This window comes from Vibrio sp. 10N.261.45.E2 (assembly GCF_002875705.1).
Lineage (GTDB): Bacteria > Pseudomonadota > Gammaproteobacteria > Enterobacterales > Vibrionaceae > Vibrio.
This window is the reverse complement of sequence record NZ_MCZZ01000106.1, coordinates 992-14,346: the sequence shown is the minus strand read 5'-3', so window position 1 is coordinate 14,346 and position 13,355 is coordinate 992. Positions and strand designations below refer to the sequence as shown.

Annotated in this window: 1 protein-coding gene (cut by a window edge); it reads right to left on the bottom strand. The window is 54.8% G+C overall.

The features are described 5' to 3' along the window. Positions 1 to 13,355, bottom strand: the 5' portion of a protein-coding gene (locus BCT34_RS06490; RefSeq protein WP_076654312.1) for a hybrid non-ribosomal peptide synthetase/type I polyketide synthase. It extends 2,065 nt beyond the left edge of the window; only the first 13,355 of its 15,420 coding nucleotides appear in the window; the start codon lies at positions 13,353 to 13,355; its stop codon lies off the left edge, out of view.

Below are 13,355 nucleotides of genomic sequence, written 5' to 3'. Positions count from 1 at the left end.
TGCGCTAAGTCGTGCGAGTCCTCCCACTGATGCCATTGGGTAACGGATCGGCGTTGAGCGGATCCACCCACTCGGATCACCACGTCATAGCGATAACGCATTAACTCATTGTCGCCGTCAGCGAGTTTCACTTGGATGTCCACGTCGCTAACGCGCGCCAATTTGTCACCAAGCTGCTTGAAGTAAGCGGGACTGATCAACAGCTCATGCTCTTGCAATCTGGCACGCTGAATCCGCTGTGCAAAGGCGCTCACTTGACACTCAGAGCTGCCTAAGCGGTGCGCCTCCACCGTGGCGAGGTGCGGCTCAAACAAATCCAAGTTACGCACGTCACCAATAAAGACGTGACCACCGTCTTCCAATTTGCTGACCGCTTGCTCCAATAACTGAGTCAGGTAGTCTTCATTCGGGAAATACTGCACAACAGAGTTCAAGACGATCGTGTCAAACTGACCGGCAGAAAAACGCGCGATCCCGGAGGCATCATCGTGATACAAAGCCACATGATCCCATTGCTTGTCGTCCAAGTTCTTCTGCATCATCGCAATCGCTTGATGCGAAATATCGAGCGCTGTGACAGTGTCACACTTATCCGCATAGCGATACAACAACAAACCACCCCCACTGCCGATTTCCAACAGATTTTGAGGCGCCAGCACTAAGATCCTCGACATGGTGAGATCCAACCATTCCAGCATCTGCTCAACCACGATCGGCTCACCGGTATAGCTGCTATTCCAACCACTGAAGTTGGCTTCAACGCCCAGATTGTGATCGTCCTTGTCGTAGAACTCGTCGTGAACTTCTTGCCAACTGTCGACAATTTCTTCACCTTTGGCTGCCGAGATCTGTCTAAACTGCGCCTTATCGAGGGCGATATACGCCGCCAACTTTTTGCTGTCATCCGGCGCTTGATAATCGGTAACCAAACAAGCCTGGATGCGTTCACTGGTGAGCAACTTACTCTGGATCTCATCCAGCTCCACCCGGAACCCTCTGAGTTTGACCTGATGATCCGTACGACCAAAAAATTCCAGATTACCGGTGTCGTTCCAACGCACCAGATCGCCCGTTCGATAGGCTCGTACAGCCTGACCACTCGCCAATGTCAATGACACAAAACGTTCAGCGTTGAGCTCATCACGGTTGAGATAACCGGCCGCCAAGCCTTCCCCCGCAATGTAGAGTTCACCCACAACGCCAATCGGTTGCTGGACCAAATGCTCGTTCATCACATACAAGCGACTGTTTTCAATCGGAGCACCAATCGGCACCGTGAAGCCCCATGTTTTCTCTAAACTGTTCGTCGGGAATTTGAAGATCGTGCTGCCCACGGTCGCTTCTGTTGGCCCGTACTCATTGATAAAGAGGGTGTTGGGCTGCGCTTTTCGCCATGGCTGGATCACGTTTTCACGCAACGCTTCACCCGCCACCACAACCACGTGCTGAGCCTCAGGGTTATCTCGCAGGATCCCTTGACCCGATAATGCCTCCAAGTGCGCCGGGGTGATCTTAAATAACAGGGCTTCGTCATCATCCAGTAGATAGTCGGCCAAGACCTCTAAAATCATGTCATTTTCAGGCAACAGCTCGACGTAGCCGCCCGCCACCAATGGCACCAAAATCGAGCCCACCGTCGCATCAAACGTCAACGGAGAACTCACCACTGCACCATCAATATGTGGCAGCATAAAGTGCTGTTTACTGAAACACAGAAAGTTAGTCACACTGCGATGATGGACTTTTACCCCTTTAGGCATCCCGGTTGAGCCAGAGGTATAGATCACATACGCCAAACGTTCATGCGTCGGTAGCAGTACCGGTAATTGCGGTTGACAGGTGTGCATCTGCGCAAGTACACCTACCGTCTCTGGTGCATCTTGGGTGATCACCTCAACCTCAACGTCCTTGAGCATGGCCTGATGCTTCATCTGCGTCAGGATCAGCGATGTACCGGAGTCACTCAGCATGTACTGCAAACGCGCTAAGGGGTACGTCACATCCAATGGCAAATACCCGGCTCCCGCCTTGAGGATCCCGAACATCGCCACCAGCATGTCGATGGAACGTTCCATGTAAATCCCCACCAGTTGATTGCTACGCACGCCCTGCGCCAATAAATACTGGGCCAGTTGGTTGGCTCTAGCGTCTAGTTCACGATAGCTCAACTCCTCTCCGTCATAGATCACTGCCGTCTGCTCCGGCACCCTTTGTGCCTGAGCTTCAAACAACGCATTGACACTGAGCTCCAACGGATACTCTGCGCCGACATTGTTCCACTCATCCTCGATCCGAGCCAACTCCGCACGGCTCACCATCGGCAACGCCATAATGTCAGTGTTAGGCTGCTCGAGACTCGAAACCAAAAGCGTCAAGAAGTTCTTGGCGACGCGTGTCATCGTGGCCTCGTCAAACAGCGCCGTACTGTAACGCCAACGCAACCGTAACACGTCCTCCAAGTCTGTGACGTCTAGCTCTATATCAAACTTGGCTTGCGTGTTATTGATGTCCCGCGCAATCACCTCAAGAGACCCTAAGTCCGCACCGCTTTTCGGCGCGGTCTGCATCGAGAACATGATCTGGAACAGCGCGTTATACGCCACACTTCGCTCCGGATTTAGGTCCTCCACCACTTGATCAAACGGCACGTGCTGATTGGAGAACGCGGCCGCAATCATGTCGTTGTTCTCGGACAGGGCTTGCGCAAAACTTAACGCGCCCGTAAAGTCACTACGCAGGACCAAAGTGTTGACGAAAAAGCCGATCAGATCCGACAGCTCAGCATGGCTGCGCCCGGAGACGGCCGTCCCCATCACCACATCGCGATTGTGACTGTAGCGCGAGATCAAGATGGCAAACACCGTTTGCAGATAGGCAAACAAGGTCACCTTGTGCTGCTCACATGCCTGTCTCAGTGGCGTGACGATGTCTGCTGGCACATCAAAGTGGAGAATATGCCCTTCAACGCTTTGCTTTTCCGGTCTTTCTCTGTCCAACGGGAAACTGTGTAAAGCCGGTGCCTCAGCCAATTGCTTGCGCCAATACTCCAGCTGTCCCACCATCACCGGGTGCGCCAAGGTGTCACGTTGCCAGTGCGCGTAATCGGCATACTGGATAGGCAACGCTGGCAACTGGGCGGCATCAACTGACGGCGACAGATACAACTGGGTAAATTCCTCGATGAAGATCTGTCGTGACCAACCATCCGACGCAATATGGTGCATCGTAATGAGTAACCGATGACGATCGCTGGCCAATTTGATCAACGTCGCTCTAAACAAAATGTCACGCATCAAATCAAATGGTGTCGAGGCCTCTTCGTCAAACAACTGAGCCACGATGGCTTCTTGTTCATCGCCACTGCGGTCCGAGAGATCATGCAGCGTAAACGGCAGCTCGAAATCCTTGCAGATATGCTGAGTGACGCTTTGCTCATGTTGGCTAAAATGCGTCCTCAACACTTCATGACGCGCGATAATTGCGCTGAACACCTGATGCAATTTCTCAACGTCGACCTCTCCGTTGAGCTCAAAATCACTCGGGATCACATAATGAGACTGCTCCGCAGCCAACTGATCAATGAACCAAAGGCGTTGCTGAGCAAATGAGAGCGGCAACTGGCCGTCTCTTGGCACCGCGGCAATGGCCGGTAGCATCACGTGATCTGAGCCGGCCTCCAACAAGGTCGCCAATCCGGCAAAGTCCGCGGATTGATAGATTTGCTCGATTGACACTTCCACACCACAGCGCTGGCGGATCAAGCTCACCAAACGGGTCGCTAAGAGGGAATCCCCACCCAAATCAAAAAACGTATCCTCAGGACCAATGTGCTCTACCCCCAACAACTCATGCCAAATGTCTCGCAAGGATGCTTCATGAGCCCGCGGCAATGACGACGCCTCAGTACTTGACGCGGCGACCGTTCCCACGCTTTGCGCTTCTCGTGCGCTCTGACGATGTACCCATTTTGCCAGTCTCGCCTCAACGTCACCTGCCGCGTAAATCAGCTGCGGCTCGGACTGATTCAGCGCCGCTTCAATGACCGCCAAACCCTCGCTCGGATCCATGCCTGGTATTCCGTTGCCATGCTGAGCCCCTTGAGAAGAGTCAAACAGCCAAGTGTCCCAGTTGATGGTGCGCCAACGCGTCACCTCGTTATGGCGCTCACTAAAGGCCAAGCTGTCCATCCACGCATTCGCCGCCGCATAGGCACTGTAACCCAATCCTCCCAACACCGTGGAAATCGACGACATAAGCACCACAAACTCCACGGGCACATCTTGGCAAACCGTTTGAAGGTTGCGCGCGCCCGCCATTTTAGGTAAAGCCTGCGCCGCCAAATCGGCCGCCGTGATCTGGGTCGCAGATTGGCTTAAACCCTCAACCTGCCCCGCACAGTGGATGATGCCTTTGATCGCACCAAATTCTTGTGTCACCGCGTCGAGTGTGCCCCGCAGCTGCGCCAAATCCGTCACATCCGATTGCAATACGGACACCGTCACCCCTTCTCGCTCCAGAGCTTGCAACTGACGCAACGTTACTTTCATTTCATCTGACAGATCCGTGGCTTGCCTCCACGCCGACCAAGTGGCTTTCTCGGGAAAATCCTGACGCGTTAACAGCACCAGATGACAAGGACACGCCATCGCCAGTTGCGCCGCCAAACTCAAACCAATTCGACCCAGTCCACCGGTGATCACATAGGTACCCGAACTCAAAGAGAAGGGCGTCGTGTCCGTCGGTAAACGCACAAGCTCAGGGACCATTCTGACGCCGTCACGATACGCCACACGAGGCGGCTTTTCTTTTGCGTACAGATCGTCGAGTAACAGCGACATCGCCACGTCATCCAAACTCGGCTGGTCCAGATCAATCTGGTGGATCTGGAACAACGGATCCTCTTGTGCGATGACCTGACACAGCGCCGACAGCGCTACCTGCGATCCATGCCCCAACGCCGCATCACTGGCGATAGCACCCCGATGCGTCAGCAGATAACAATCCACCAACTGGGCGCGCCCAAGGCGGGTGATCGCCTGATAAATGTCCATCAATGCATGCTGTTCCGGTTCACACCATTCAAGCTGAGATGAACAGTCGCTCGCGGCTTGCTGATCCAATGGCCACATATACGCCAGGTGATCTGGGAACCAGTTCTGACGCTTCAATGTACTCAGCACACGGTCGATATCGTCGCTCGCGCCCGCTTTGACGGTAAACTGATAAGCGCCATTCTGACTGAACGCGATCCCTTGCTCTACGCACACCACCGACGCGCCGCGCTCTTCCAATAGATGCGCGAGCACTGCACCAAAACCCGCACCATCAGAGAAGATCAGCCAATGACTGGCGTCAGCGCCCGTCTCTGGGGCCTGCTCGGCACAGTCAGCCTTGCGCCATTGTTGCGCGTAGTAGGGCTGTGTTCGGAACGATGTCGCCGCTTTTTGTGCCTGTTTTGGCGCCTCTATCCAATGACGCTGTTTCTGAAACGCATACGTCGGTAAGGCCAGTCTGCGCCCCTGTTCCGGCGGCGTCGGCCAGCGCACCGCGCCCCCTCGGCGCCACACCGCGCCCAGGCTACGTAACAGGTAGTCCTGCTCGCTACCCTGCCCGTCACCTTTGGTGAGATCAGGCAGTGAAGCCACGACCTCTATCGCTGGCTGCCCATCGGCATGACGTCGCCCTTTGACTAAGGCCCCCAAAGCGCCACCCGGACCGATTTCAATAAAGATCGTTGGCCCACAAGCATCAGCGTAATGCGCCAGCAAATGCGCGATGCCGGCAGAAAACGCCACGGGTTGGCGCAAATGCTCACACCAGTATTGACGCTGAGTCACTTGACCAGGCTCAACAAACACGCCCGTCACATTCGACACCAACGGCACGCGAGGCTCATGCAAACTCACCTCTGAAAACGCATCAGCAAACGCAGGTAACACCGCCTCCATCAAGGGTGAGTGGAACGCCTTACCCACATTGAGGCGCGACCAGTTAATCGCGCGTTCATTCAGGTGAGCTTGCAGAGCCTCCACGGCCGCGATGGTCCCGGCCAGGACAAATCGTGTCGGTCCATTGACCACCGCAACCGACACCTCAAAGTCCCCACACAGTGAGGCCACCACTTCTTGCGTGGCGATCACCGCCACCATGGCACCATCCGGACTTTGCGCCATCAACTGACTGCGAACCGCCACCAAATAGCAAGCGTCTTCCAGCGACATCACGCCACTGAGGCAGGCCGCGACGTATTCACCCAAACTATGACCGATCATCGCGCTCGGCTGAAGGCCCGCCTCCAGCCAAAGCTGAGCAAGCGCGTATTCGATGGCGAACAGCGCCGGTTGCGCGTTCGCCGTATCAGCAAAGCGACGCTCAAACCGCGATGGATCTTGCGCATAAGGCTGGCTCGGGAACAACAACTCAATGATGTCCAATTGCATCGTCTGCTGGAAAATCGCCGCACACTCGCGAATCGCGTCAGCAAACACCGGATGGCTGTCGTACAGATCTCGGCCCATATCCCACGTTTGCGTGCCTTGTCCGGCAAACATAAACACAACATTCGCGGATCCAGAAACCGGCGCGGTCCCCACCTTGGCCGCCGTCAATAACTGATGTTGTAGCTCCGCCGTTTCATGGCCAACCACCACTTGGCGCCAGGCCTGCTGTTGACGTCCATGCTGCAATGTCCAAGCCACCGCCTGCAGATCCACCTCTGGGTGGTCAGCCAAATACGCCTGTAAATGCCCTAAGTTCGCCTTCAAAGCCGATTCCGATTTACCCGAAACCGGGAATAAGAGTGGCGCCACGGGCGTAGGCTGGGGTTGTTGGACCGGCGCCTCTTGTAAGATCAGGTGCGAATTGGTGCCGCCAATGCCAAACGAACTGACCCCCGCCGTTCGCGGGCTCTCAGACACCCAAGGTTGTGTGCTAGAATGAATACGAAACGGTCCACCCGCTAAATTTATGTTGGCATTCAACTGATTGACATGCAGGTTACCCGGCAAGGTTCGATGCTTCAGCGCTTGCACGGTTTTAATAATCCCCGCCACACCCGCCGCCGCGTCCAGGTGACCAATATTCGCTTTCACCGCACCTAGCGCACAGCGTTGACCCTCATCCCCTGGGGATGCAAACGCATCAGACAACGCCGCAATCTCAATCGGATCGCCCATCTTGGTGCCCGTACCATGCGTTTCAACGTAACCGATGTCGCGACTCGACACCCCCGCATTCGCGAGCGCCTGGCGTATGACCTTTGTCTGTCCTGCGGCAGACGGCGCCGTATACCCCACCTTATCACTGCCATCATTGTTCACAGCCCAACCTTTGATCACCGCATGGATCAGATCACCGTCGCTCACGGCATCTTCCAACCGTTTCAATAGCAGTAATCCACTGCCGCTACCAAACACCGTGCCCGTAGCCGCTTGATCAAACACTCGGCAATGACCATCCTGTGATTTGATGCCACCGGTTTCGTAAATGTATCCCGTTGGCGACAACGCCGTCACCGAGGCTCCGCCTGCCAGCGCCATTTGACACTGGCGGTTGACCAAACTGTCACACGCCTGAGCCACGGCAACCGCCGAAGTCGAACACGCGGTATCGACATTCACCGAAGGGCCCGACAAATTGAGCTTGTACGAAATGCGCATGGCCGCTCGAGAATTCGCGTTGAGCACGGTCATAGGCCCAAGAGAGGCGACCAGCTCCGTCTGCGGTAACAAGTTCTCCAGCATATACATACTGTGGCCAGTGCCGACAAAGACCCCAACATCCTGGGGTTGGTCAAAATCACCGTAACCGCCATGTTCCAGTGCGCTCACCGCATTTTCCAACAGCAAACGTTGCTGTGGACAAGTCAGGCTCGCCTCTTTAGGCGACATCGCGAAGTAGCCCGCGTCAAACTGCTCTAACGCTGCCAAAGGGGCGCCAGACGCAACATGATCCGGATGGTTCAGCATCGCCTCGTCAATGCCCGCCTCTCGCAGCGTTGCCTGATCAAAGTGACGTATCGACTCCACCTCATCACGAATGTTCTGCCAGTACTCCTCCACATCCGATGCGCCAGGGAACTGACCCGACATTCCGATGATGGCGATATCGCGACCAGCAGAGGGCACACGGCCATGCCTCGTCGTTTCGCGAGCCTCATCCAACACGCTCTCCAACTCCGCTTGCCCCAATAAGGTGCGCACACGTTGAGCCTGGGCACTGATCGTGGGTAACGCAAACAACTCCGTCAACTTGATATCAACCCCAAACTGCGTGTTCAATGCCTGTTGTAGTTGCATCATCAGCAGCGAGTTGCCCCCTAAATCAAAAAAGTTATCCTGCAGATTGACCGGGACTTGATTCAACAGTGCCTGCCAGACAGATTGGATCGGCTGGATCACGTTATCGGCCGCTTCCCCACCCTCAGTAAACGGCAGTACGTCTTCTGCCGTTGATTCAGGCAGCGGCAAACGTGCGTGATCCACCTTGCCTGTGGCCGTTCGAGGAAAATCCGCCAATGGCACGAAAAACGACGGCACCATGTAATCGGGTAACGCCGCCGCCAGCTGCGCTTTCCATTTCTGAACCTGAGCGTGCGTCGCACCGTGCTCCTCGCCCGCCATTTGCACATAAGCCACCAAGCGCCACCCTAAGCCTGGCAAGGCTTTGAGTTGAACAGCGGTCTGCTGTACACCCGGTAATCGCGACAAATGATATTTAATGTCTGACAGCTCAATGCGAATACCGTTAAGCTTAATTTGACTGTCTTTGCGCGCCAAATATTCCACGCTGCCATCCGGTAAATAGCGGGCCAAATCGCCCGTCGCGTATTGCCTGGTCCCATCCCCCAGATCAGTAAATTTGGCGTGTGTGAGCGCCGGATCGTTCCAATAGCCCAACGCCACATGTGGACTCACAACATGAATTTCGCCAACCTCGTAAACGCGACACGTTTTACCGATTTCATTGCGTAAGATCAGATCCGTCCCTGGTACCGTCTGGCCAATATTCGCCAAGCGGCCAGCACGCTCGACATCGACCAAGTTCGCGTCGTGTGGTATGGCGCGCTGCGCGACCAAGGTCGACTCTGTCGGCCCATAGCCATTGATCAATAAGCAGTGCGCTTTGCAGCTGCGTTGGAAAATATTCAGCGTGTCAGTATCCACCGCTTCTCCGCCCAAGACCACCGCTTGCAGCTCAGCGTGACTCTCAAACTCGCGGAACAGGTATTTGAATACCGTCGGAGTGGCATGAAAGAGCGAAATGTGCGCCTCCTTCATGTAGCGTTGAAGATCGCTCAACGAAGTGCGTTTGATGTCTTTGATATGCAAAGTGGCCCCGCTCAACAGCGCGCCATAGAAGTCCATCACTGAGGCATCGAAACTGAACGACGCTAGCTGCAGTACCTGCTGCCTAGGGCCGATGGCCACACTCTCACTGTAGCGCTGAGCAAAGTAGCCCACATTGGCATCCGACTGGTATACCCCCTTTGGCTTACCGGTAGAACCTGATGTATACAAAATGTATGTGACGGAATCGGCCGGGCGCTCAACGCGCGCAAGTTGTGACTCAACCTCCCCCCCCGTACTCTCAGTCACAGTCAACACCGGCACCGGGTTCAGCGTCACCAGCTCATCAGCCACCGACTGCAACTCCTCATGGCACAGCAGCATACTGATTTGTGCATCCTCGCAAATGTCGTGCAAACGCGGGAGCGGTAATTGGGGATCCAGTGGGACGTAGGTTTTGCCCGCTTTGAGCGCCGCCAATATGGCCACCGCCATTGACACCTGTTGGCCCAACAACAAACCCACTTGCTGACCGCGGCTCTGCGACAAGATCTGCCCCGCTAAGGCCTCACTGCGCTGCGCCAACTCACGATACGTCAGGGCGAACTCACCGTCGGTTACCGCCAACGCTTCCCCATACTGTGCGACCATGTCGTCCCATCTCGTCAGTAAACCTTGACGTTCATGAGCGGGGGTTAATGGTTGCGATCCCAGGCGGTTTGAAATCCGGTGTTTGACTTGCAATATCGGGTAGTCCGAGCACTGTTGCTGCGGGGCGTCCAAGCACGCCTCAAGTAACGACACATACTGAAGCGCAAAGTACGCCAGTGTTTCGCCACTAAACAGCGCGGTATTGGCCTGCCACTGACACGTGTATTGCTTGTGTTTTCCTGCTTTTGGCGTGATGTACAACGCCAGCTCGTACTTGGCAGCCGTTGCAAGCGACTGGGACTCTATCAAGGGGGCGGGACCATCCAGATCAAGGGATGCCTGTTCGACATTTTGCATGACGAACCAAACCTGAAACAACGGATGATACGCCGGGCTGCGAGCGGGCTTTAACGCCTTGAGCACCGCCTCAAAAGGCAATTCTTGATGATCGAAATCGCGCACACTGTTTGCCTGATGATCGCGCAGCAACTGCAGAAAAGTCTGTGTCGGATCCACAGTGATCCGAGACACCAAGGTATTGGTGAACAGACCCACGATCCGCTGCCATTGTGCTTGTCGCCGCCCTGCGCTAATGGTGCCCATTACAATATCTGTTTCACCGCTTAGATAACTCAATAGCAGCGCAAAGCCGGCTTGCATAAAAGCAGACGGCGTCACGCCTTGATCGCGACAAAACGCATCGATTTTACTGCTCAATAACGGCGACAGTTCGCCAAAGTAATTGACCCCATCATAACTCTGAGTCGCCGGCCTGGCGTGATCTAAAGGTAACTGATGCACCAGGGGCAGATCCGCCAAACGCGTCTGCCAGTAACGAATTTGCTCGGCCATGCCGTTATCCTGGCTGGCCCGTTGTAACCAACTGACATAATCTTGGTAGTCAAACTCAGCGCCAAGGTCTCTCCCTAACTCTGACTCGCCTAGGTGCGCGTCATCGGCCACCAACGAACGCGCACGATACAAGGCATTGAGGTCCTCGATCAGAATCGCCATCGACCAACCATCGGTGATCATGTGGTGCAACGTAAATTGGAAAAATAGCTGCTCTGGTGTTGTGATGAAGGTAATACGACACAGCGGGCCAGAGATTAGGTCAAACTCATACACTCTTTCTTTCGCTATGGCTTGTTCTGCCTGCTCTTGACTGTCGAAATCACGATACGAAATAAGGGCGTTCACATCCTGATCGCACACCAACAATGGCGGCTCCCGATCATCGACCCGTGCCGCAAGTAATGCGTGTTTGTCAATCAAGGCCATTATTGCCTCATGTAACACGTCCTTTTCGATCTGATAAGGCAAGGCGAACACTTTGCTTTCGGTGTAGGCATGATGACCCACCCCCGCTTTCCACAGACGGTAAAGTTGCGTCTGCATCGGAGAAAGGCCCGCGTCACGTGTTGGACATTTCCTCACCACAGGTAACGCCCCTAACCCCGCCGACGTGCCCGCCTTGTCGATGATCTGAGCGAGCGCCGAAACCATATTGTTTTCGGCCACCTCGACCAAGCTCAACTGCAAGTTGTGTTTAAGATTGATCTGAGACAGCAGTGTTGACTGTTGCAGCGAGTCCAGTCCCATTTGGTAGAAATTCTGCTCTAGCGAAACGACCCGTCTCTTGCACACTGTTTCGATCATCTGGCATAACTGGTGCTCGGTGGCTGACATCGTCTCCAAGGCAATCGGCGCGACCTCATCGGCCTGGCAACCAAAAATCGTCACCTCAGCAAAGCCATTTCGCAAATACTGCTCGGACACCGACACTCGCTGGATCTTGCCACTCGAGGTCACCGGCAACGACCCCTGCTTAATGAGAATAAGCGTGTGCAACGCCAATTGATGTTCGTCACCGATGGCCTGACTGACCGTGTCAAAAATCGCCTGATCGTTTGCTCGGCGCATCGCTGTGCGCTTGAGCTCCTGCACCAACACCAGCTTTTCGACACCCTTGTCATTGACACTCAACGCCGCCCCTTTACCCAGCACCAAATCGTCATGAGCCCGCTGCGCCGTATGTTCCAAGTCGTTCGGGTAATAGTTTTGACCATTCACTATGATCAGCTCTTTGATCCGACCCGTGACATACAACTGTCCTTGAGATAAGACGCCCAGATCTCCGGTACGCAAATAGTGTTGTTCGCCATTCAATGGCACCGCGTGAAAGACGTCCGCCGTCGCCGCTTCTCTTCCCCAGTAACCTCGCGCAATACTCGGGCCTCGTACCCAAATCTCACCTTCCTGTTCCTCGCCCAATACCTGTTTTGAGTCAGGATTGACAATGATCAGCTGATGGTGCTCAGCGATGGCCCCACAACTGACAAGTTTGCTGCGCTTGCTCGGCAAGGAATGCGTCCCAGGGAAACGTTGAGGCACGCCACCACAGAGAAACACCGTGGCTTCCGCCATACCATAGCTTGGGTAAATCGCACGACGATCAAAACCCAACCCGGCGAATTTTTGCGCGAACTGCTCCAAGGTCTCGAGTTTAATCGGCTCCGCCGCGTTAAACGCCAAGCGCCAAGACGACAAATCGGCCTCCAGCGCGTCACTGATCCGCTGGACGCACAACTCATAAGCAAAGTTCGGTGCTCCACAAACGGTTCCTCGATAACGACTGATGGCCTCAAACCAACACGCCGGCGACTGCACAAACGTGCCAGGCGCCATTAACACCGACTGCGTCCCCAAGTAAATCGGTAGGAAAATGGTGTTTACCAATCCAAGATCATGAAAAAGAGGCAACCAGTTAACAAAAATGTCGTCTTCGTGACAAGCCGTCGTTGACTCCAACGCTTGCAGGTTGGCGATCACATTCCCATGGGTGACCATCACTCCTTTAGGATCGCCAGTGGAGCCGGAAGTGTACTGAAGGAAGGCGACGTCGTCAGCCGATGGGCACGACCGGTCAGCTAACGCCTGCTCTACCGCCGCTTCACCAAGGGCATTCAGTGGCAGAGTATCGGTGTACATCACGTCAAATAAGCATGCTGCTCGTTGCTTGGATAACAGGCGATCAAGCGCCGATTTGACAGATAAGCACGATAGGACAAGACGCGGATCACAATCCGCCAACACATTGGCCAAGCGGCTGTTTTTTTCACGCACCCTCGGCGGAAATAGCGGAACGGCCACGACCCCCGCGTAAAAACACGCCATTAAGGCACGAATGTACTCCAAACCAGGGGGGAACAATAACATCACTCTCTCACCTCGAGGCACTTCGGCAACTAAGGTGGCGGCGAGACGTTTCGCGTCATTGACTAATTCGCGATGACTGATCTTGGCTTCCGTCAGTGCTTTGCCTTCCAGAAAAATAAAAGCCGTCTCTTGCGGTTTTTGAGCGGCGTTGAGTTCCAGGTGTTGCAAAAGCGTTTTGCTTTGAGAGCTGCTGTTCAT